The organism is Xanthomonas sp. NCPPB 2586 (assembly GCF_041475775.2).
Classification (GTDB): domain Bacteria; phylum Pseudomonadota; class Gammaproteobacteria; order Xanthomonadales; family Xanthomonadaceae; genus Xanthomonas; species Xanthomonas campestris.
On sequence record NZ_CM192981.1, the window covers coordinates 2,922,055 to 2,945,274 of the forward strand.

A 23,220-nucleotide genomic window follows, 5' to 3' on the forward strand; every position below is an offset into this window, starting at 1 on the left:
CCTGGCGCGACGGCGAGCGGCCATTATCCGCCTATCGCTACGCCACCGGCTGCCCTGTGGCGACGGAACGATACGTTTCGGCCAGCTGCTCCAGCCAGCGCGCAAATAACCCGTCGCTGCGCAGCGCCTGCCGCCACCAGCCCAGCGCCTCGCCCTCCTCGCCCGGGCGCCAGGCCAGGTAGAACGTCTCGTCCGGCTTGTGCGTTTCCACCGCAAGCGCGCGCAGGGCGCCGGCCTGCAATGCGCCGCGCGCGTACGGCTCGGGCAGGAAGCCATAGCCGGCCCCAGCCAGCTGCAGCTGCAACTTGGTCTGCATGTCCGGCACGGTGAGCACGTCGCGGCCGGAGAGCAGCCCCACCGTGCGCGGCAGCAGCCGGCGTGCGGAGTCCGCTGCCGCGATCGCGCGATGCTCGGCCAGCTCCGCCACGCCCAGCACTCCGGCGTCCACCAGCGGGTGCGTAGCGGCCACTGCGAACACGAACCGCAGCGAGCCGATCGGTTCGGCCACATAACCGCCACCGCTCGGCCCTTCGCCAGCAGCAACCACCAGATCCACGCGTCGATCCAGCAACGCCTCCCAGCTGCCGGAGAGCGACTCGCTCACTACCCGCAACCGGGTGCTGTCGGCGATGCGATAGAAGTCCAGCAATTGCGGCAGCAGCAATGACGCCGGCAGCACCGCGTCCAGACCAATGGCGAACTCCGACTCCCAGCCGGAGGCGACCCGCCGTACCCGCACTTCCAGCTCCTGCGCCGCGCGCAGCAATTGCCGCCCCTCACGCAGCAGCTCGCGGCCGGCCTGCGTTGGCGTGGCCTTGGGGCCAACGCGCTCGAACAACAGCACCCCCAGGTCCTCCTCCAGCTTGGAGACCGTGTAGGAGATCGTCGACGGCACCTTGAACAGCACCTTCGCCGCAGCGGTGAAGGAGCCACGGCGGTCGATCGCATCCAGGATCTGCAACGCATCCAGGCTGATTTTCATTGTTCGATTTTTTCGATGGTAGCAGTCAAATCTACTCGCTTTTTTTACCCGGGGCACCTCTCCAAACTACGCATCAACGGAACGGGCAAGCAAAACGCACCTTCCGCCTCATTCGAATCTTTCCAAGGAGAAGCACCATGTTGACTGTCCGCAAGAGCGAAACCCGTGGCCGCGCCGAGCACGGCTGGCTGTCCTCGCGTCATACCTTCTCCTTCGCCAGCTACCACGATCCGCGCCACATGGGCATCGGCCCGCTGCGCGTGATCAACGAAGACAAGGTAAAGGCGGGCGAAGGTTTCGGTACGCATGCCCACCGCGACATGGAGATCATTTCCTACGTGCTGGACGGCGCACTGGAGCACAAGGACAGCATGGGCACCGGCTCGGTCCTGCATTACGGAGATGTGCAGCGCATGAGCGCCGGCAGCGGCGTGACCCACAGCGAGTTCAACCACTCGGCCAGCGACCCGGTGCACTTCCTGCAGATCTGGGTGATGCCCGAGCGCAACGGCATCGAGCCCAGCTACGAGGAAAAGCATTTCGACGCCGACAGCAAGCGCAACACCTTGCGCCTGATCGCCTCGCCCAACGGCGACGGTGGCTCGCTGAAGCTGCACCAGGATGCGCGCCTGTACGCCACCATCCTGGACGGCGACGGTCGCCTGCAGCACCCGCTGGCTCAGGGCCGCCTCGGCTATGTGCAGGTGGCGCGCGGTAGCCTGACCGTCAACGGCCAGGTGCTGTCGGCCGGTGATGCCTTGCAGGTGACGGGCGAGCCGGAGATCGTGCTGGCCGATGCCCGTGATGCCGAAGTGTTGGTGTTCGACCTGCCGCAGTGAGTGGTTGGCAGTGCGTCGCCTTCATGCATCGGAGTCACGAGCGCTGCGACTGCGCACCAGTAATGCAAAAACCCGCCGACTGGCGGGTTTTTGTTGTGGCATCGGCTGCCTCGACTGCAGCAGGCGTTAGAACATGCCTGCTTGATTGAATGACAGGTGGCGTAGGCACCGTGTCATGCCAAGGGTGTAGCCGCACCTCTGCGCTGCAGCCTCGGCTGCCTGGCGGCGATAACGGCAGTAGAACCATAGGGGCTGCGCTTCTTGCAGTAGTCAGCCACGCGACGACACGGGCCAAACGCAATGAAAGCGCCGCGATTTGATGCGATGCAAGCAATCCGAATCAACGCACGACGATTCGAGAAGCACTCTGCTCGGCACATCACAAACCGCAGGACGTACAAGCGTGCATTTCGCACAGGCATGCTCTGCAACGTGGGCGCTTCCGGGTCCACCGCACTACGGACAAATCGCACCACACGCGCCACACGGCGACCAACGCGGAGCACTCCAGCGGCGCTGCACACACGGCGCGTTGCATCACTCGCTAGCCACGCACTGAGCATACCGGTCGATCAGCAGAACGAGCATGCCTGCCACTGCTCCAGCACACGCGCTTTATCCAACCAACCGGACTCCAACCCACGTGCAAGCGAAACAGTCAGCGCCCGCAAAGAATGCTAGCCACATGCATCACGCACGCCGTGCCAACACCTCCACCGCGGGTGCGTCCTGCGGCTGACCGACCTCGTCGCCATTGACCAGCGCGAATAATGCGTCCGCATCGGCCTCCAGCACACGCGCAGAGCGCGCCAGATCATCGACCATCTGCGCCTGATCACGCGCCTGTACACCGATCGACTGCAGCGCCTGATTGGCAGTGGAAATGTCCTGCGCCTGCACCTGGCTGGCTGCGGCGATCTGCTCCACGGTCGCGGTCACCTTCAACACCGAGGTGACCATGTCCTGCATCACCTTGCCGGCCTGCTCGGCCAGGCGTGAGCCATCGCCCACCTGATTGGTGGCGTCTTCGATCAGTGAGCGAATTTCGCGCGCAGACACGCTGCAGCGCTGCGCCAGGCTGCGCACCTTGGTCGCCACCACGGCAAAGCCCCTGCCCTGCTCGCCTGCACGCGCCGCTTCCACCGCTGCGTTGAGCGCCAGGATGTTGGTCTGAAAGGCAATGCCGTCGATCACCTCGATGATCTGGCCGATACGGTCGGTCGCCTTGCGAATGCTGGAAGTGGTCTGCACGACCTCGGCAATGACGTGCGCGCCCTTGCGCGCCACAGTGGCTGACTCTTCGGCCATGTGTTGCGCAGCGCCGGCGTTTTCCGAATTGGCGCGCACCGTCTCGGCCAGCTGCTCGATGCTGGTGGAGGTCTGCTGCACGGCATCGGACTGGCTGGCCGCACGGCTCACCAATTCCTGGTTGCTTGCCGAAATATGGTGCGCCTCGCGCTGTACGTTCTGCGCAATGCCCATGGTTTGCCGCACCAGATCGCGCATGCGCTCGGCCCAGCGCACCTGGTCGGTGACGTCGGTGGCGTACTTCACCACTTTGTATGGGCGCCCGGACACATCCAGGATCGGGTTGTAGGAGGCCTGGATCCAGGCCGTGCTGCCGTCCTTGCGCAGGCGCCGATACCGGCCCGCATCGAACTGCCCGCGCGCCAGCGTGGCCCAGAACTGACGGTAGTCTTCCGAGGCGCTGTAGGCAGCATCGACGAACACGCTGTGATGCTTGCCGATCGCCTCGTCGGCGCGGTAACCAAGGATCGCCAGAAAGTTGTCATTGGCACTCAGCACCAGGCCATCCAGGTCGAACTCAATCACCCCCATCACCTTGGCGATCGCCTGGATCCGGCCGTCCGCATCGGCGGATTCCACCACCTGACGCGTGATGTCGGTGGCGTACTTGATGACCTTGTAAGGGCGCCCACGCTCGTCCAGCACCGGGTTGTAGGAGGCCTGGATCCAGACCTCGCGCCCGTCCCTGCCCACGCGTTTGTAGCGCCCGGCATCGAATTCGCCACGCCCGAGCTTTTCCCAGAACACGCGGTATTCGGCCGACTGCCGCTGCGCCGGTTCGACAAACAGACGGTGGTGCTGGCCACGGATTTCGTCCAGCCGGTAGCCCATGACCTCAAGAAAATTGGCATTGGCATCGAGCACCGTGCCATCCAGCGAAAACTCGATCACCGCCATCACCTTGTCGATCGCGTCGATGCGGCCTTCGAAATCGGCGGTCTGGCGCACCTGCGCGGTGATGTCGGTGGCGTACTTCACCACGCGATACGGCTTACCGGAGCGATCCAGCAGCGGGTTATAGGAGGCGTTGATCCACACCTCGCGCTCACCATTACCCAGGCGGCAATAGCGCCCTGCATGGAAGTCGCCGCGCCGCAGCGTGTCCCAGAACTGCCGGTACCCATCGCTCTCGCGCTCGCTCGGGTGCACGAACATGCGGTGATGCTTGCCGACCACATCTTCCAGCCGATAGCCCATCAAGGCGAGGAAGTTGTGGTTCGCATCCAGGATGCGGCCCTCCAGATCGAACTCGATGACGGCCATGACCCGATCCATCGCGGTGGCCTTGTGCTGCAGCCCTCGGGTCCAAAGAGAGGTAAGACGTCCAACAAGCGGCTGCAAGCGCATTCCAACGTTCCGTGGTGTGGGTCACATCTTTAGCGGCTCACCGATCGAATCCTTGACCGTTTCCGAGCGCGCACGAAGGCAGGTTTATGCATGATTTAAGGCGAAAACCGGGCTCTTCTGGACCGGCCACATCACTGAAGAAGCTTAGGTAGCGCTATCTCGCGAGCGCTCATCGATCAGTTGTTCCTATCCATCGGCGGCCGGCATGGCTTGCGCGCATGCAAAGGCCGCCCTGGCATTGCGAGTTCACTCTTCGCAATGCCATGAAATCGCTCCAAGGACGAAGCACCCACGCCAGGCGGCAATCGCACTATCGTTGCGTGGACGCCAAGGAAATAGATCGCGTGATCATCGGACGCGGTGCTGTGCCACGGATGCGGTTGAGACACCATCGGCACCCTGTGATGCGACCACGACGCAACGCATCCAATCAATGCCAGCCACACCGGTAGTCTCAATCTGCAGGCAGAGACTGTCGTGCCGAAATTCCGGAGCGACCTTCGCTAGAAACCGAAACCATCATCAATTGGAGGCATCTCAGCCATATCAGCCGGCGAGCAAGTGCAGCAGAAGCAACGCCTGACGATGCTGCGTTTGCTGTTTAGCTGATCGAGCACAGGATGTAGCCAAAAGGAACGGCCCTGCGCTCAAGGCCAGGCGATGCGTGGTCATACCCAGGGCCCAGCGAACAGCCGCATTGCACGCCGGCACGCGCTGATGCCGTTCGACACCGGCACCGCAATGCATGGCAACAGCAGCCAACACCACGCCATCCGCAACTCCAAGATGCCTGCATAGACCTGAAAGTAGCGCCGAGGCGGCTTTAGGGCCTGCATGCCAGTGGACGGGTCATGCCTGCAAGTGATCGCACTGCACGTGTGATGCTGGGTAGCGCCGTCCGCCTGGACAATCACTTTGACCACTGCAACCACACGGAGCATCCGAGCGTGCGAAGCAGATGGAGCGATATCTTCTACTTGGCGAACGCACAAATGAAAACACCCGCAAATCAGGGATTTGCGGGTGTTTTTTTGAACTGGCGGAGCGAGAGGGATTCGAACCCTCGATAGAGCTTTTGACCCTATACTCCCTTAGCAGGGGAGCCCCTTCAGCCGCTCGGGCATCGCTCCAGTTTTTGCATCCTGCCGCGGTGTCTCGTGGCAGGCCGCGAAGAATACCGGGTAAGAGGGGCTAACGTAAACCCTTTTGAATCAATCAGTCCGAACAATCGTCATTGTGATGCGCACCGGACGCAACCGGCTCGTCACCGCGCTGGATGCGCTGATAGATTTCTTCGCGATGCACGGCAACATCCTTAGGCGCGGCAATGCCAATGCGCACCTGATTTCCCTTGACGCCGAGCACGGTCACGGTGACCAAGTCGCCGATCATCAGGGTTTCGCCTACTCGGCGAGTGAGGATCAACATTTTGCAAATCTCCTGGAACTGGCAGGTATCCCACCAGCATCGGCGGCCTCCTGAATGAGACGCGCCCTAGGTAAAGGGGATAAAGACCAGAAATGGTAGCGGGACATCCTGCCAGCCAGCAAGGCTTGGCAGGACAAGTGTTCAGCCCAAGTGTTGCTTGACCCAGGAGGGCACGCCTTGGAGCGCAGTCGCAAGGGCGGGCCCGTCCTCGCCACCACCCTGGGCGAGATCCGGACGGCCACCGCCCTTGCCCCCGATCTGACTGGCGATATGGCCAAGGAGTTCCCCTGCCTTCACCTTGCCAGTTGGGCTGCCGTTCACGCCGGCCACCAGGGCGACCTTGCCGCCTGCAGCGCCGGCCAGCACGATCACCGAGTCGCCCAATTGTTGTTTCAGGCGATCCATGGCCTCGCGCAACGCCTTGGCGTCGAATCCCTCAAGGCGCACCGCAATCACCTTGACGCCTGCCACGTCCACCGCGCTGGCGCCGAGGTCGGCGGTCGCGCCGGATGCAAGCTTGGCTTTGAGCGACTCCAGCTCGCGCTCCAGGCGCTTCTGGCGATCGGTCAGCGCCCGCACCTTGTCGACGATCTCGGTGCTGTTGCCGCCGAGCAGGTTTGCGGCCTCACCCAGACGACGCTCCTCTTCAGCCACGTAGTCGAGTGCGCCCTGCCCTGTCACCGCTTCGATGCGGCGCACGCCGGAAGAGACGCCGCCTTCAGAGGTGATCTTGAACAAGCCGATGTCACCGGTGCGGCTGACATGGGTGCCGCCGCACAGTTCGGTCGAATAGCCGCCCATCTTGAGCACGCGTACGCGCTCGCCATACTTTTCGCCAAACAGCGCCATCGCACCGAAGTCCAGGGCCTCCTGCATGGCCATGTTGTGCACTTCAACGCTGTGGTTGGTGCGCACTTCCGCATTGACCTTGCGCTCGATCACTGCAAGTTCTTCCGCAGTGATCGGCTGGAAATGCGAGAAGTCAAAGCGCAGGCGATCCGGCGCCACCAGCGAGCCCTTCTGCTGCACGTGGGTCCCCAGCACCTCGCGCAACGCGGCATGCAGCAGATGCGTGGCCGAGTGGTTGAGGATGGTCTTGCCACGACGCTGCACATCGATACCACCGGACAACACGTCGCCAAGTTTCAGTGCGCCCTCCGCGATACGCCCGACATGCCCATGGAATTGGCCAGCGAACTTTTGTGTGTCGGCGACCTCAATACTGACGTCCGTGCCGCTGAGCTGACCGCTGTCGCCGACCTGGCCGCCAGATTCGGCGTAGAACGGCGTGCGATCGGTGAACACGATGACCTCATCACCGGCCTCGGCACGGTCCACCGGCCGCCCCTGCTTGAGCAACGCGACGACCTTCAGCGCGTCAGCATCCTGGGCTTCGTAGCCAAGGAACACGGTCGGCGCCATGGTGGCCACCAGATCCGCAGGCAGCGCCACGCCGCCACCGAACTTGCCTGCCGCGCGCGCGGTTTCGCGCTGACGCTCCATGGCGAACTCAAAGCCCTCCATGTCCACGCGCATTCCGCGCTCACGTGCGATGTCGGCGGTGAGATCGACCGGGAAGCCGTAGGTGTCGTAAAGACGGAACGCATCCGCGCCCGGAATGATCTCCTGCGAGCGCGACGCGACGTCATCGAAGATCTTCATGCCAGCGTCGAGCGTCTCGGCAAACCGTTCTTCTTCGGCCAGCAACGCACGCGCCACGGTCTCCTGCGCGACCACCAGCTCGGGATAGGCCTCGCCCATCAGCTCGACCAGCGTGGGCACCATCTTGCTGAAGAACAGCTGGCGGACGCCCAGCATCCAGCCATGCCGCAACGCGCGACGGATGATCCGGCGCAGCACATAGCCACGCCCTTCGTTGGATGGCAACACGCCATCCACGATCAGGAACGAACAGGCGCGGATGTGATCGGCGATCACCCGCAGCGACTTGTTTTCCAGATCCGCAATGCCGGTCAGCGCGCTGGCCTTACCGATCAGCGCCTGGAAGACGTCGATTTCGTAATTGGTGTGCACGTGCTGCAGGATGGCGGCCAGCCGCTCAAGGCCCATGCCGGTATCCACGCACGGTGCCGGCAACGGCACCAAGGTGCCGTCTGGCTGGCGATCGAACTGCATGAACACCAGGTTCCAGATTTCGATGAAGCGGTCGCCGTCTTCATCGGGCGAACCCGGTGGGCCGCCGGCGATGTGATCGCCATGATCGAAGAAGATTTCGGTGCACGGACCGCAGGGACCGGTGTCGGCCATCTGCCAGAAGTTGTCCGACGCATACGGCGCGCCCTTGTTGTCGCCGATGCGCACGATGCGGCTTTCCGGGATGCTGATCATGTCGCGCCAGAGTTCAAAGGCTTCTTCGTCGGTGTGGTACACCGTGACCAGCAAGCGATCGGCCGGCAGCTTCCAGACCTGCGTCAGCAGCTCCCACGCCCAGGCAATGGCGTCCTTCTTGAAGTAATCACCGAACGACCAGTTGCCCAGCATCTCGAAGAAGGTGTGGTGGCGCGCGGTGTAGCCCACCGAATCCAGATCGTTGTGCTTGCCACCGGCACGCAGGCAGCGCTGCACGTCGGCGGCACGCACGTAGCTGCGCTTTTCCGCGCCAAGGAAGACATCCTTGAACTGGACCATGCCGGAATTGGTGAACAGCAAGGTCGGGTCGTTGCCCGGCACCAGCGGCGCGGATGGCACGATGGTGTGGCCCTTCCCCTCGAAGAACGCGAGGAAGTCACTACGGATCTGGGAAGTGCTGAATTTGGCGGGTGCGTTCATGGGCTGGCATTGGGCGGGCGGTGGTCCCGGTCACCCCATGAGATGTGGGCGCAGAGGAGCGGAACAACCTGAAACCACGAAGGGTAGCAGGCCTGACGCCCTCAGTCCTCAAGGTCGAAGCGTGTTGCCAGCCGAATGCTGTTGCCATCGAAGCCGCGCCGCGCCAGCAGGTCGGCAGCCTTGCGCCGCTGTACCAAGTCAACCGGCCCATCCTCGCCGAAACGGCGGCGGATCAGATCGCGTGCGTTTTCGGTCCAGTCCCCTTCGAAGGTTGCCATCGCTGCACTGACCGCGTCGCTATCCAGGCCGTGGGTTCCAAGTTCTGCGCGGATGTGCAACGGCCCATACCCCGAACTGGCCCGGTTACGGACCACCGAGGCAGCAAAGCGTAAATCGTCCTGCCAGCCCTCGCCTGCGAGCCGCTCAACGGCGGCCTGTGCGGCCTCTGGCTCGATGCCACGCGCCTGCAACTTGCGGTTCAACTCTTTTTTGGAATGTTCACGGCGCACCAGTAATCCCAGTGCACGTTGGACCGGCGTCTGTTCCTTGAACCGACGTCCCCGCTTCGGTGCGGGCGTTTGCTCACTCATCGTGACGTGTCCCGAAGGTAAATGCGCCGTCCGTGGCGCCCGCCCTCCTGGCTTTCGATAGAACTACCGCGAGGAGCGACGGCACTGACTCCGCCGTCCCCGCGATAGGGAAAACTCACTCGCTCTCGGTCTCGCCGGCTTCACGCGGCGCCTCGGCGGGCTGGAACTTCTCGCGCAGCTCGGCTTCGAGCTTGATCGCCACCTGCGGGTTGTCGCGCAGATACCCACGGGCGTTGTCCTTGCCCTGGCCGATACGCTCGTCGCCGTAGCTGTACCAGGCACCTGCCTTGTCGACCAGCTTGGCTTCCACGCCCATATCGATCAGCTCACCCTCGCGGCTGATGCCTTCGCCGTACAGGATCTCGGTAATGACCTGCTTGAACGGAGGCGCCAGCTTGTTCTTGACCACCTTGATCTTGGTCTGGTTGCCGATGATCTCGTCACCCTTCTTGATCGCACCGATGCGGCGGATGTCCAGGCGGACCGAGGCGTAGAACTTCAGCGCATTGCCGCCGGTGGTCACTTCCGGGCTCTGGCCCGGCATCATCACGCCGATCTTCATGCGCAGCTGGTTGATGAAGACCACCAGCGTGTTGGAGCGCTTGATGTTGCCGGTGAGCTTGCGCAGCGCCTGGCTCATCAAACGGGCCTGCAGGCCAGGAAGCTGGTCGCCCATCTCGCCTTCGATTTCGGCCTTCGGGGTCAGCGCGGCAACCGAGTCGATCACCACGATGTCCACCGAGCTCGAACGCACCAGCATGTCGGCGATTTCCAGCGCCTGCTCACCGGTATCCGGCTGCGACAGCAGCAGGTCATCGACATTGACGCCCAGCTTGGCGGCATAGATCGGGTCCAGCGCATGCTCGGCGTCGATGAAGGCCGCGGTGCCGCCCAGCTTCTGGCATTCGGCAATGGCCTGCAGGGTCAGGGTGGTCTTGCCCGAGGATTCCGGCCCGTAGATCTCGACCACGCGGCCCTTCGGCAGGCCGCCAATCCCCAGTGCGATGTCCAGCATCAGCGAACCGGTCGGGATGACCTCGACGGCCTCGATGACCCGGTCGCCCATGCGCATCACCGAGCCTTTGCCGAATTGCTTTTCGATCTGGCTCAGGGCGGCGGAAAGGGCGCGCTTCTTGTTCTCATCCATCTGGGTGATCCTCGTCAGTGATTTCGGTATGGGGCTAATGTAGCGGCGGTGTATCGCACGGACTGAGACTGCCTGCGACACACTTAGATTAGGGAGGCCAACTTGGTGGCGGCAGCGGGAAATTCTGCGCTACCGGCTCGGGAAACGGCCAGCGCATGCATCGGCGCAGTGCTCAACGGTTGGGCCGCAACAGGCCGCAATACAGGCCCTCGATGGCGAAATCCTGATCCGGCAGCACTTCGATCGGCGCGTAGTCCGGATTGCGTGGCAGCAGCCGGATGCGGTCCTTGCCGATCTTGAGCAGCTTGACGGTGATCTCTTCGTCGATCCGGGCCACCACGATCTGCCCCGAGCGGGCGTCGCGGGTGCGATGCACGCCGATCAGGTCGCCGTTGAAGATGCCTTCGTCGCGCATCGAATCGCCCTGCACCTTGAGCAGGTAATCCGGCGATGGCGAGAAGAACACCCGGTCCAGCACCACGAAATCGTCCGACCCGATGTCGGCGCCGATCGGCAGCCCGGCCGCCACGCGCCCCAGCACCGGCAAGCGCAGCACGTCATCGCGAACCGGCTCCTCTGCAGGGGCGGCCCTGGCGTGCGCAGCGGCGCCGGCCAACCGGATACCGCGCGCCTGGCCCGGCACGCGACGGATGGCGCCGGCCTGCTCCAGCGCTTCCAGATGGTATTGCGCGGCGCGCACGCCCTTGAAGCCGAATGCCCGCGCGATCTCGGTCTGCGAGGGCGGCACGCCATCGGTCTCGATCCGCTCGGCGATGAGGGCGAGGATTGCTTGCTGGGTATCGGTCAGGTCCATGGTTAGTAGTATTACTACTAACGACCGTGCGCGCAAGCGATTGCTTGCTCCTCCGCAGGGACCGCGTCAGCGGCGGCTGCGCCAGATCGAGAACAGGATCCAGACCCCGCACAACGCCGCGCCGATGAACCCGCTGACGCCCAGTGCCAGCAGCCAGCGGCTGGCAATGCCGCCAACGCTGTTCATCACGATCGACGAGCCAATCACCAATGCGGCGGTGACGATTCCCATGGTGAGGCGGTTGGCGGCACGGTCGACCTGCTCGCCGAATTCGCGCAAGGCTCGCGTTTCCACGTGCAGCTGCAGCTTGCCGCGACGCGCGGCCTGGATCAGCCGCTTGAGATCGCGCGGCAGATCGCCGATCAGGTCGATCGCCCCGGTCACCGTGCGCCGGCCACGCCGCAGCATCGCGCTGGGCGCGTACCGCTGCAGCACCACGCGTTCGAGATAGGGGCGCGCTTCGCTGGCCATGTCGAAATCCGGGTCGAGCTGGCGCCCCATGCCTTCCAGGGTGAGGAAGGCCTTGATCATCAGCGCCAGGTCCGATGGCAACGTCAGCCCGTGATCGCGCAGGATGGCAGTGACATCGCCCAGCATCGCGCCGATGCGCAGTTCCTTGAGCGGTACGCCACGATAGGCATCGACGAAGGCGCCGATGTCCTGTTGCAGGCGCGGCTCGTCGATGTCCAGGCTGGTGCCTGCCCATTCCAGCAACACGTCGATCACCGACTCGGCGTCGTAGCTCACCATGCCGTGCAACAGTTGCGCGACCTGGAAGCGGCGCTGTTCGGAAATGCGCCCGACCATGCCGAAGTCGATGACCGCGATGCGCCCGTCGCGCAGATAGAAAATATTGCCGGGATGCGGATCGGCATGAAAACAGCCGTCCTGCAGCACCATCTTCAACACGATGCCGGCGCCGGTGCGTGCCAGCGCCTTGCGGTCCAGGCCGGCGGCATCCACAGCAACAAGATCGCGCCCGGGAATGCCGTCGACGAAGTCCTGCACGTTGAGCGACTCGCAGGTCCATTCCCAATGCACGGCGGGAATGAGGATCTGTGGATCGTTGGCGAAGTTGGCGGCGATGCGCTCGGCATTGCGGCACTCGGCGGCGAAATCGAGCTCGCGGCGCAGCGACAGCGTGAACTGCTGCACCACTTCGGCGGGGCGATAGCGCTTCAGATCCGGCGCGCGGGTTTCGACGATTTCGGCCAGCCGTGCGAGCAGACGCAGGTCGGCATCGATGGTGTCGCCGATGCCGGGGCGCCGGATCTTGAGCACCACCGCGGTGCCGTCGGCCAGCCAGGCGCGATGCGTCTGCGCCAGCGATGCGGCCGCCAGTGGCTCTTCATCCAGCCGCGCGAAGACCTGCTCCGGTTCCATTCCCAGCGCGGCCACCAGTTGCGGGCGGATATGTGCGAACGGCAGCGCCGGCACGGCGTTCTGCAGCTCGCTGAGTTCCTCGATCCAGTCTGGCGGCAACAGATCCACGCGCGTGGCCAACACCTGCCCCAGCTTGACGAAGGTTGGACCGAGCTCTTCCAAGGCGCGACGGACACGCGTGGCCGCGGACATGCGCAGACGGCCTTCGGCATTGGTCCAGTGCAACAGCCGGCCCGCACGCTCCAGCACGTCGGCCAGGCCGATCCGCCGCACCACATCGCCGAAGCCATAGCGGATCAGGACGGAGGCAATTTCCTGCAGGCGCCCAAGGTCACGGACGGTGCCAAGTGCTTCCCACATCAGCGTGCTCCTTGCGACGCAGCGATTGCGCAACGCAGCGACGCAGATGCCTGGACACTGCCCTGCACTTTGACTCGCCATAACGCAGCGGCCGCGCGCGTACGCGGAGCGATCAGCAGCGCGGAGCCCACCGCATCAGCACGCAGTGCCATCCACACAGACTGTTGAAAGCGAGGCGCATGCTGCGGCACACGCGTGCGCGCACTGGGACGCCGCAGGCCCGTGGCGAGCGACTGCGCGACGAGCGCGCGCAAGGAGAAAGCAGGAGACAAACGCATGGGTCACGCACACGGGAACGATGTACGTTTGTAGCCGATCCGCCCGCATCTGTCGCCTGCGCAGCTGAAGCAGACGCCGCACCCAGCCCTTGGATTACCCAGGCCATGCAGCGCGGAAGCGCGCAGGCAGGCGCTGCACCTATCTCAGTAGCGCAAGCGCAGCGTCATGCCGAAGGTGCGCGGCGCACCCAAAAATGCATTCCATGAGCCGGCCTGCAGCGGCGCATCGATGGCCACCTGCCGATAGGTCACATTGCCAAGATTCTCCGCCCAGGCTTCCAGTTGCCAGCGTTTATCGCTGGCGCCGATGCCCAATCGCGCGTTGACGATGGTGTAGGACGGCTGCAGCTTCTGCGGATCCAGGTCGGTGCCGACGTTGTAATCGGAGCTGTACTTGGCGCCCAGATTGGCACGACCGATCAGCTGGCTGCCGATGGCGTGTTCGTAGCTCAGCGCGAGGTTGCCAGACCAGCGCGGCGCAAAACTCGTGCGGCTGCCGGGCAGCAATGCCAGGTCTGCATCGGGCAGGCGGTCCTGGCCGTAGGCGGTATCCGTATAGCTGAGGCCACCTTGCAGCATCAGGCCGGGCAACCCGGTCTGCCACAGCACTTCCGCGTCCACGCCTTGAGAGATAACTGTCGGAATGGCGCGCACCACGAAGCTGGTGCCCAGAAAATTATTGAGCTGGAAGTCGCTGAAATCCTGGTAGAACAGCGCGGCGTTCAGTAGCAGGTTGCCACCCAACCAGGTGGTCTTGGCGCCAAGCTCGTAACTGTCGACGAACTCGCCCGGGAAGGCGGTGTCGTCCACCGGCACGATGCCTTGCACGCCCGTGGACAAACCGTCGGCAGATTGCACGCGGTCCAGGTTGAAGCCGCCAGCCTTGTAGCCGCGCGCCGCCGACACATACGTCATCAGCGCGTCGTTCCAGCGATACGCCAGCTTGGCAGTGCCGGACCATTCGCGCTCGGTCAGTTGTTGCTGGGTCCTGCGGCCGTCATGCGCCACGTTGCTCCACGGCAGGCAGGTAAAGCCCACCACTTGCGGAGCGATGCTCGGCACGGATGCTGCCGGTACGCCACGCGCAGTCAGCGCCGCACCAATGCGTCGCGCCGCAGCCGGATCCAGCTGCCCGTTCGCGGCGAAGTAGCTCGCGCAGGCCGGGCTGCCGTCCGGATTCTCGAACGAGGAAGCCAGCGCCTTGTTTTCGTAGGTGTAGCGCAGCCCCACCACCACATCCAGCGCATCGGTGGCATGCCAGGTGTTGTTGGTGAACACGGCAACGCTCCGGCCATCCTGGCGGAAGCGGTCCTGGCTGCCCTGGCCGCGAAACAGCGAACCGGTAGGCAGGCCGGTGGCGTCGGCGAGAAAGCGCGGTGCATCCGCACGTGCGGCCAGCGCGGGGTTGATGCGTCCTAACAGCGCCGTGGAGAGGTACGGCTCGTAGGCCGTTCCAAAGCGGTACGACTCGTTGCGATGCACGGTTTCATCGGCGTAAAACGCGCCCACCATCCAGTCCAGCTGCTCACTGGAACCGGCCAGCCGCAGCTCCTGGCTGAAGGTTCTGAACCCCGTGAGCATTTCATCCTGCTGCGGTGCGCGGTACAGCACGTCTGCGGCACTGAAATCGAAATCCAGGCCGTTGACCGAGGTCCAGTCACGTAACGCGGTGATCGACGTCAGCACCGGCGCGCCCAGCCAGGGCGTGGTCCAGTCCACCTGCGCCGACACCCCACGGTCGCGAATGTCCTGCGCGGTGCTGCGATTGCTGTAGGCCAGCCGCCGGGACGGATCCGCCTGCCCGATGGCGCCCTGCCCGCCTGGCGTCAGCGCGTTGAGGATCGCGGCGGTCGGCCCACGCTCGGTGGTGACGGTGACACAGCAGTTCTCGTTGCGATTGGTGGCATCGGCGGCGATATTGATGGCCAGATCATGCGACGGCTCCCACAGCAGCTGGATGCGGCCGGTCTCCAGATTCTGGTCGCCGTCGTCGGTCGCCGTGCGCGGGCCAGCGCCAGTCACGACATTTTCGAACCCGTCGCGGCGGCGTTTGGCGGCATAGACGCGCAGCGCACTGGTTTCTCCCACTGCATCGTTGAATGCCGCAGCCAGACCGAACGCTCCGTAGTTGCCGGCCGTCAGTTCCGCTTCCGCGCTACGCGTGAAGCTGGGGCGGCGCGTCACCACATTGATCACGCCGGCCGAGGTGTTCTTGCCGAATACGGTGCCTTGAGGACCCTTCAGCACCTCAATGCGTTCCAGCTCGCCGAGGTCCGAGAACCCCACACCGTTGCGCGCACGCGGCACCCCGTCGATCACCACACCCACCGAAGATTCCAGGCCTGCGTTATCGCCCACCGTGCCGATGCCGCGGATACGTGCAGTGGTTTGCGCAGCGCTCTGGGTACTGGTGACGATCAATCCCGGCACCAGCACCTGCAAATCCTTGATGTCGTGGACGCCGTTGTCCAGCAGCAGTTGCTCGGGCAGCACCGAAACGATGATCGGTACGTCCTGCAATGCTTCTTCGCGCTTCTGCGCAGTGACCGTCAAGGCGGCCAAGGTCGCTGGTTCCGTGCGTTCGGCAGGCGCGTCACTCTGCGCTTGTGCGTACAGCCAGGGCGCGTGCGTCGCTACGAAGATGGCAAGCGCAAGCCTGCCACCGCGTCGGTGATCGATATGCATTGGGTTTCCCGGCGGTGAGGCGGTGAGGCGCTGCGACTGCATCATGCGGCGACGGCCGCGAGATATGTCACAAGCAACGCTACCGTTCGCGCATCTACGCAGCGGGCGCATGACCGAATCCATCGCTCGCGCGACGAACGCCAGGCGACTCCGTGCTCGCTTGTGTGAGCACGGCCGCGGTTTAGAGAAGCCATCAACCCGACTGCGCGGCCGACAGGTGAGCGCGGCCGACGCTTGGAAGTCTCATGTACAGCCGTAAACTCCGGTTCCTCTGCCCCGTCCGTGCTCGCCCGCTAATTGCTTGCTACGTTTTGTCAGCCGCTCTTAGATCGGTCGCGACCTCGCAGGATGCGGTCCTGCCGGTCCTTACATGCAACACGAACGGTCTCTCGCGGTGAGACGTGACCTTACAACCACCGGGTATTCGACACTTCCGGGATGACGGCGCCGCAGCGCGTGCCTGGAGCACCTGCAAGGCAGCGCGCCGTGCAGCAGTGCGCAATGCACGTGCTAAAGCAACGCGCTCAGGCCACGTAACGCCGCAGCCACCGTCTGCCGACGTACCGCGTCGCGGTCGCCGCTGAAATGGAACAACTGCGCAGTGGCATAGCCGCCGCGCCGCTTCCAGCCGATCCAGACCGTGCCGACTGGCTTGTCGTCGCTTCCACCACCGGGGCCGGCAATGCCCGTTACGGCGACGGCGATGCTGGCGCCGGAATTCACGAGCGCGCCAGAGACCATCTCGATCACCGTCTCGCGACTCACCGCACCATGTACTTCCAGCGTCTGCGGCCGCACACCAAGCAAGGCCTGTTTGGCCTCGTAGCTGTAGGCGGCCATGCCGCACTCGAACCAGTGCGAGGAGCCGGCCACGTCGGTCACCGCCTTAGCGATCCAGCCGCCGGTGCAGCTCTCGGCGGTGACCAGGCGCTCGCGCGCGGCAAGCAACTGTTGCCCCAACACCTCGGACAGCTGCTGCAATTCGGAATCGGTGGACATGGACATGGGCACGGCGTGTGGGGAATCGACGTTTTAGCCCAATTCATCGCCAATGTCTGCGGTGAGACCAGCACAGGACGGGTTACTGGGCGGCCGCGGTTCAGTGGCTACATGCGCAGCGCGTCGCCACTGCCCCGACGCGGGCTGCACCAGAAAAAAATAGCCACCGCGTCAACCGACCAAGCTGGCCGTCTGCTAGCCGCAGACACGCCTATAGCTCTTTGCGAGATTCTCGGCCGCGTGTGCGATGCGCATTGCGGGGCCGCAGGCGACCACAGGAAGGTGGATCTGCCGCTAACAGACTCCATCGGTCGCCAGCGCGCACCCCAGGCGCGTTACGCGATGCTGCGGAAGCAACGGATGACATGCGATGCCGGAGCGGCCGCATCGCAGCGGCCGCACCGTCATGCATCAGGTCTCCCAGTCCTCACGGCGATCCGGCAACAACGCGCGCAGCGGTGCACCGTCTTCGCCGGCGGCAAGACGTTCGGCTTCGACATAGGGCAAGTCGACTTCCAGCAACCAGCCCTCCTCGTCCACCTGCTCGCTACGGATCACTTCCAGCTGATGCAGCTTGGAGCGCAGACGACCGGCAGAGGCCGGCAAGCGGAGCGAACCGGTGATGTGGCGCAGGTCCAGCCGATGGCCCAACGCACGCTGCAGTTCTTCCAGGCCACGTCCATCACGCGCAGAAATCCAGACGCGCTCGCGGCGTGCCTGGTCGGGGATGCCGTCCTGCGCGTCATGGCGCACCTCGGCGCCCTCGATCTTGTCGATCTTGTTGAACACCAGCAGCTGCGGCAGATCGCCTGCACCGACGGCCTGCAAGACCTCATCGACCTGATGGATGCGTTCTTCGCGCAACGGGTCCGCCGCATCAACGATATGCAACAGCAGATCCGCATCGCGCGCTTCGGACAAGGTCGACCGGAATGCAGCCACCAGTTCGTGCGGCAGATCCCGCACGAAGCCCACCGTGTCGGCCAGCACCGCGCTGCCACCTAGCAAGGCAATGCGCCGCACCGTGGGGTCGAGCGTGGCGAACAGCTGGTCGGCCGCGTAGGCATCGGCGCCGGTCAACGCATTGAACAGCGTGGACTTGCCAGCATTGGTGTAGCCCACCAGCGCAATCCGCGGCAATTCGCTGCGCATGCGCGCACGACGCATCTGGGTCCGCTGCACTTCGACTTTTTCCAGCCGCTTCTGCAGCTGCTCCACACGCTTCTGCAGCAGGCGGCGGTCGGTTTCCAGCTGGGTTTCGCCCGGGCCGCGCAGACCGATCGCACCGCCGCGCTGACGTTCCAAGTGAGTCCAACCGCGCACCAGGCGCGTGGCCATGTGGCGCAGCTGCGCCAGTTCCACCTGCAACTTGCCTTCGTGGCTGCGCGCGCGTTGCGCGAAGATATCCAGGATGAGCCCGGTGCGGTCGATCACGCGCCGCTCCAGATACCGCTCGAGGTTGCGCTCCTGGCCCGGCGACAAGGTGTGGTTGACCAGCACCAGATCCGCGCCGGTGGCCTCGGCCGCAGCCTTGACCTCTTCCAGCTTGCCGCTGCCGATCAATGTCGACGGGCTGGGTTTATCGATGCGCGCGGTGAGCGTGGCCGCTACCGTGGCGCCCGCCGACTTGGCAAGCTCGGCGAACTCCTCCAGCACATCCTCTTCGGCAGGCCCACCGGAGTGGGTCTGAATCAACAACGCGTGTTCACCCTTGCGTGAGCGATCAAACACGCACTACTCCATCATTGCTCGACGTCGTCATCTTCCGCCTGGTTGTTTTCATTGGATTGCACATAGCCGCCACCCGGGCCCACGCGCACGTTGCGCGCCGGAACAACGGTGGAAATGGCGTGCTTGTAGACCATCTGGCTCACGGTATTGCGCAGCAGCACCACGAACTGGTCGAACGATTCGATCGTACCCTGCAACTTGATGCCGTTGACCAGATACACAGAGACCGGCACCCGCTCGCGACGCAGTGCGTTAAGGAATGGATCCTGTAAAGATTGCCCCTTGGCCATCGAAAAATCCTCTTCATTATTGTTCTTATGATTCCGGTCGACCCTGCTTTCCCCAGCCGGTCCCGGAAACGGGATGTTACACGGCTGAAGGCTGCTGCATAGTGCGCCGTTGGCCGAGGAAGCCGGCAACCGCCTGTTCCAATTGACCGCGATCACGCTCCGGGTCGAACCAGCGTGCGTCGAGCTCGCCACGCAGCCAGGTCAGCTGCCGCTTGGCCAGCTGCCGGGTGGCCTGCACGGCCTTGTCGCGGAACTCGGCCAGGCTGCCGGCCCCATCCAGATACTCCCAGGCCTGCCGGTAGCCCACTGCCCGCACCGCCGGCAAATCCAGTGGCGCCGCCACCGCGCGCATCTGCGGCAACGCGCGCAGCTGCTCGACCTCGGTCAGGAGACCTTCCGCCAACATCGCGTCCAGGCGCATGGCGATACGCGCATGCAGCACCGCACGTTGCTGGGGTGCGAGCACTAGTTTGAGCACCCGCACCGGCGCACGCGGCCCCGGTGGTCGCGTCTGCCAGTAGCTGATCGGCTTGCCGCTGATGCGGTAGACCTCCAGCGCACGCTGGATGCGTTGCGGGTCAGTGGCATGGATGCGCGCGGCAGCAACCGGATCAATCCGTGCCAGTTGCGCATGCAGTGCCCCCCACCCCACCTGCTCGGCTTCAGCAGCGATCGCCAGCCGCACCGCGGGGTCGGCTTCGGGCATCTGCGCCAGCCCTTCCAATGCCGCACGGAAATACAGCCCGGTTCCGCCTGCCAGGATCGGGATCTTGCCGCGCGCCACGATCTGCGCCATGGCGGTGCGCGCGTCAGCGGCAAATTCCGCCGCCGAATAGACCTGCCAAGGATCGCGCAGGTCGAGCAGATGGTGGGGAACCGCCGCACGCATTGCCGCGTCCGGCTTGGCCGCACCGATGTCCAGACCGCGGTAGACCAGCGCGGAGTCGACACTGACGATCTCACCGCCCCAGCGCTGCGCTGCCTCGATCGCCAGTGCCGTCTTGCCGCTGGCGGTCGGGCCCATCACGGCGATGGCCAGCGGGCGCTGGTCGGCTGCCATCAGTCCTCGTCCGGCCAGCGAATCGTCGGCGCCGCAGCTGCTGCCATGCGCGGGGTGGGAATTGCAGCCACCGCACGCCATACCTTCAACGCATCCACGGTCGCCGCCACGTCATGCACGCGCAGCAGTTGCGCGCCCTGCTGGGCGGCGATCAGATGCGCGGCCACCGAGCCATGCACGCGGTCGGCCGCAACCTGGCGACCGGTCAATTCACCGATCGTGCGCTTGCGCGAGAATCCCGCCAGCACCGGCAGGCCAAATTCCTGCAGCCGTTGCAGTTGTGCCAGCACGGTGAGGTTATGCGCGGTGCTCTTGTCGAATCCGAATCCGGGGTCGAGGATCAGCCGCCGCTTGTCGATGCCGGCCATTTCCGCAGCAAAAATGCGCTCGGCCAGAAAGCGATGCACCTCGGCCACCACATCGTCGTAATGCGGCTCGGCCTGCATCGCGTGCGGTGCACTCAGCGCATGCATCAGCACCACCGGCACCGCGAGTTCCGCAGCGGCCTCCAGCGCGCCCGGCGACCGCAACGCGTGTATATCGTTGATCATGCCCGCGCCCGCGGCGACTGCGGCGCGCATGACCTCGGGCTTGTAGGTATCAACGCTGATGGGCACATCGGTCTGCGCGCTCAGGGCCTGGACCACCGGGATCACCCGCTGCAGTTCCTCGTCCAGCGATACCGCACTGGCGCCAGGCCGGGTGGATTCACCGCCCACATCCAGCACCGCCGCACCTTCTGCGACCAGTCGCAGCCCATGAGCCACCGCCGCGTCCACCGTCGTGTGCTGGCCGCCATCGGAGAACGAGTCCGGCGTGACATTGACGATGCCCATCACCTGCGGGCCATCCAGGCGCAGCAGGCGGCCTGCGCAGTTCAATTGCGGGGTGGTGTCGAACATCGGCAATTCTCGATCAGGAAGAAGGATCCGCATGCGCACTCGGCATGCAGCCGTGCACGCATTTCGCCGCGCAGCAAGTTGTCGCGGAACGCGGTGACGCGTGGTTGAGACAGCGGCAACCTCAGCCCCGCTTACTCACTGGCGTGGGGCGGGCATTGTCGCGCAGCGCATCGGCCTCTGCACATCATCCCTGCACTTGCCATCGGTGGCGCAGGAGCCACTGACATTGGACCGGCAATTCAATCCACCACAATGCAACAAGGCCAGGATCGCTCCTGGCCTTGCGCGTTTCATGCAGCTGACCACCAGGCGTTACAGCTGCTCGGCAGGACCTGCGATCGGCGGCAACGGACGCGGGCTACCCTTGTCGTTGTTGTTGCCACCGTCCTTGTCGGACTTGGCCCAGCCAGCCGGCGGCGGCGGGTCGCGGCCTTCCATGATGGCGTCGATCTGCGGCACGTCGATGGTCTCGTACTGCAGCAGCAGCTGCGACATCGCATGCAGCTTGTCCAGATTCTCCGTGAGGATGGTCTTGGTCTTGCTGTACGCCTTGTCCAGGATCGACCGCACCACTTCGTCGATCTTGCGTGCGGTCTCATCCGAGACGTTCTTGTGCTGGGTCACCGAACGGCCCAGGAACACCTCGTCCTCTTCCTCGCCGTAGGCCACCGGACCGAGTTCATCGGACAGGCCCCACTTGGTGACCATGTTGCGGGCCATCTTGGTGGCGCGCTCGATGTCGTTGGACGCACCGGTGGTGACCTTGTCGCCGCCGAAGATCAGCTCTTCGGCAACGCGGCCGCCATACAGCGAGCACAGCTGCGATTCGATCGCCACGCGATTCATCGAGTAGCGGTCGCCTTCCGGCAGGTACATCGTCACGCCCAGGGCGCGACCACGCGGAATGATCGTGACTTTGTAGACCGGGTCATGCTCGGGCACCAGGCGGCCGACAATGGCATGACCAGCCTCGTGATACGCAGTCAGGGTCTTCTCGTCCTCGCTCATGGCCATCGAGCGGCGCTCGGCACCCATCAGGATCTTGTCGCGTGCACGGTCGAAGTGGTCCATGCGGACTTCCTTCTCGTTGCCACGTGCAGCAAACAATGCGGCCTCGTTGGCCAGATTGGCCAGATCGGCACCGGAGAAGCCCGGGGTACCACGTGCAATCACCAGCGGCACGACGTCGTCGGCCAGCGGCAGCTTGCGCATGTGCACGCGCAGGATCTGCTCGCGGCCCTTGACGTCCGGCAGGCCGACCACGACCTGACGGTCGAAGCGACCCGGACGCAGCAGCGCCGGATCCAGCACGTCAGGACGGTTGGTCGCAGCAATCACGATCACGCCTTCGCCGCCCTCAAAGCCGTCCATCTCGACCAGCAACTGGTTGAGCGTCTGCTCGCGCTCGTCATGACCGCCGCCCAGACCGGCACCGCGATGACGACCCACCGCATCGATTTCGTCGATGAAGATGATGCACGGCGCATGCTTCTTGGCCTGCTCGAACATGTCGCGCACGCGGCTGGCGCCGACGCCCACGAACATTTCGACGAAGTCCGAACCGGAGATGCTGAAGAACGGCACTTTTGCTTCGCCGGCGATCGCCTTGGCAAGCAAGGTCTTACCGGTACCCGGCGGGCCCACCATCAGCACGCCGCGCGGAATCTTGCCGCCCAGCTTGGTGAACTTGGTGGGATCGCGCAGGAAGTCGACCAGCTCGCCCACTTCTTCCTTGGCTTCGTCGCAGCCAGCGACGTCAGCGAAGGTGACCTTGACCTGGTCTTCGCCCTGCAGCTTGGCGCGCGACTTGCCAAAGCTCATCGCTCCCTTGGCGCCGCCGCCACCGCCCTGCATCTGGCGCATGATGAACAGCCAGAAGCCGATGATCAGGATGACCGGCAGGAAGTTGAGCACCAGCGACCAGAAGCCCGGCCCGGTGGACGGCTTCTGGCGGGTCATTTCGATGTTCTTGCTGTACAGCACGTCGACCAGCTTGTCGTCGCGCGGACCGTAGACGGTGGCTTCGCTGCCGTCGGTGCGCTTGAAGCGGATCGCGTTGACGGCCAGGTTGGTCTCATCGGTGTAATCCACCGACTTCACCCGGCCCGAATCCACTTCCTTCAGGAACTGGGTGTAGGTGATCGAGTCAGGGCCCACTCCGCCGGCCATGCGCGGCGAAAAGCTCTGGAAGACGACCATCAGCACAACCGCGACGACCACCCATAGCAGCAGATTCTTGGTCAAGTCGTTCATCCTCATTGGCTCCGGTGCCCTCTACTCTTCTATT

Annotated in this window: 16 protein-coding genes, 1 tRNA gene and 1 other RNA gene; 2 read left to right on the top strand and 16 right to left on the bottom strand. The window is 64.3% G+C overall.

All coding sequences use genetic code 11. From position 1 onward, the window contains the following. Positions 1–37: 37 nt before the first annotated feature. Positions 38–982, bottom strand: a complete 945-nt coding sequence (locus ACCQ09_RS12480; RefSeq protein WP_040941425.1) for a LysR substrate-binding domain-containing protein — start codon at positions 980–982, stop codon at positions 38–40. A gap of 137 nt (positions 983–1,119) precedes the next feature. On the opposite strand from ACCQ09_RS12480, the gene ACCQ09_RS12485 reads away from it, so the two are divergent. After that, complete coding sequence (locus tag ACCQ09_RS12485) at positions 1,120–1,821, top strand: pirin family protein (protein ID WP_012438554.1); 702 nt, start codon at positions 1,120–1,122, stop codon at positions 1,819–1,821. A gap of 690 nt (positions 1,822–2,511) precedes the next feature. Here ACCQ09_RS12485 and ACCQ09_RS12490 read toward each other — a convergent pair. The 9 genes from ACCQ09_RS12490 to ACCQ09_RS12530 form a co-directional block, all read right to left on the bottom strand. After that, positions 2,512–4,476, bottom strand: coding sequence for a methyl-accepting chemotaxis protein (locus ACCQ09_RS12490; protein WP_040941426.1), 1,965 nt, complete (start codon positions 4,474–4,476; stop codon positions 2,512–2,514). A 1,037-nt stretch (positions 4,477–5,513) separates the two neighbouring features. Then, positions 5,514–5,606: transfer RNA gene (locus ACCQ09_RS12495), tRNA-Ser, on the bottom strand. Positions 5,607–5,691: 85 nt separating this feature from the next. Continuing rightward, positions 5,692–5,904, bottom strand: a complete 213-nt coding sequence (gene csrA / locus ACCQ09_RS12500; RefSeq protein ID WP_040941427.1) for a carbon storage regulator CsrA — start codon at positions 5,902–5,904, stop codon at positions 5,692–5,694. Between the two features lie 141 nt (positions 5,905–6,045). After that, positions 6,046–8,694, bottom strand: coding sequence for an alanine--tRNA ligase (gene alaS / locus ACCQ09_RS12505; RefSeq protein ID WP_040941428.1), 2,649 nt, complete (start codon positions 8,692–8,694; stop codon positions 6,046–6,048). 101 nt (positions 8,695–8,795) lie between these two features. Beyond that, complete coding sequence (recX, locus tag ACCQ09_RS12510; RefSeq protein WP_040941429.1) at positions 8,796–9,284, bottom strand: recombination regulator RecX; 489 nt, start codon at positions 9,282–9,284, stop codon at positions 8,796–8,798. A 115-nt stretch (positions 9,285–9,399) separates the two neighbouring features. Then, a complete protein-coding gene (recA, locus tag ACCQ09_RS12515; RefSeq protein ID WP_011036899.1) occupies positions 9,400–10,431 on the bottom strand; it encodes a recombinase RecA in 1,032 nt (343 codons plus the stop codon). Positions 10,432–10,603: 172 nt separating this feature from the next. Next, positions 10,604–11,245, bottom strand: a complete 642-nt coding sequence (lexA, locus tag ACCQ09_RS12520) for a transcriptional repressor LexA (protein WP_011269877.1) — start codon at positions 11,243–11,245, stop codon at positions 10,604–10,606. 66 nt (positions 11,246–11,311) lie between these two features. Next, positions 11,312–12,988, bottom strand: a complete 1,677-nt coding sequence (gene ubiB, locus ACCQ09_RS12525; RefSeq protein ID WP_011036897.1) for a 2-polyprenylphenol 6-hydroxylase — start codon at positions 12,986–12,988, stop codon at positions 11,312–11,314. 422 nt (positions 12,989–13,410) lie between these two features. Continuing rightward, on the bottom strand, positions 13,411–15,951 hold the full coding sequence (locus ACCQ09_RS12530) for a TonB-dependent receptor (protein ID WP_040941431.1): 2,541 nt from the start codon (positions 15,949–15,951) through the stop codon (positions 13,411–13,413). Between the two features lie 245 nt (positions 15,952–16,196). Here ACCQ09_RS12530 and ACCQ09_RS12535 point away from each other — a divergent pair. Next, positions 16,197–16,271: non-coding RNA, sX9 sRNA (locus tag ACCQ09_RS12535), on the top strand. 190 nt (positions 16,272–16,461) lie between these two features. On the opposite strand, the gene ACCQ09_RS12540 is transcribed toward ACCQ09_RS12535, so the two are convergent. The 6 genes from ACCQ09_RS12540 to ftsH all read right to left on the bottom strand — a co-directional run bounded on the left by ACCQ09_RS12540 (position 16,462) and on the right by ftsH (position 23,186). Then, on the bottom strand, positions 16,462–16,956 hold the full coding sequence (locus ACCQ09_RS12540) for a CinA family protein (RefSeq protein ID WP_016945236.1): 495 nt from the start codon (positions 16,954–16,956) through the stop codon (positions 16,462–16,464). A 405-nt stretch (positions 16,957–17,361) separates the two neighbouring features. Beyond that, entirely contained in the window at positions 17,362–18,681 is a 1,320-nt protein-coding gene (hflX, locus tag ACCQ09_RS12545; RefSeq protein ID WP_040941432.1) for a ribosome rescue GTPase HflX, read from the bottom strand. Positions 18,682–18,692: 11 nt separating this feature from the next. Beyond that, the gene (hfq, locus tag ACCQ09_RS12550; protein WP_011036893.1) at positions 18,693–18,971 is read right to left on the bottom strand and encodes an RNA chaperone Hfq; all 279 of its coding nucleotides are present in this window, start codon (positions 18,969–18,971) and stop codon (positions 18,693–18,695) included. 76 nt (positions 18,972–19,047) lie between these two features. Beyond that, positions 19,048–20,031, bottom strand: a complete 984-nt coding sequence (gene miaA / locus ACCQ09_RS12555) for a tRNA (adenosine(37)-N6)-dimethylallyltransferase MiaA (protein WP_040941433.1) — start codon at positions 20,029–20,031, stop codon at positions 19,048–19,050. Beyond that, positions 20,031–20,933, bottom strand: a complete 903-nt coding sequence (gene folP, locus ACCQ09_RS12560; RefSeq protein WP_040941434.1) for a dihydropteroate synthase — start codon at positions 20,931–20,933, stop codon at positions 20,031–20,033. The genes miaA and folP overlap by 1 nt, the downstream gene beginning before the upstream one ends. A gap of 312 nt (positions 20,934–21,245) precedes the next feature. After that, positions 21,246–23,186 carry an ATP-dependent zinc metalloprotease FtsH gene (gene ftsH, locus ACCQ09_RS12565; protein WP_040941435.1) on the bottom strand — a complete coding sequence of 647 codons (1,941 nt, stop codon included), beginning with the start codon at positions 23,184–23,186 and terminating at the stop codon, positions 21,246–21,248. Between the last annotated feature and the right edge of the window lie 34 nt (positions 23,187–23,220).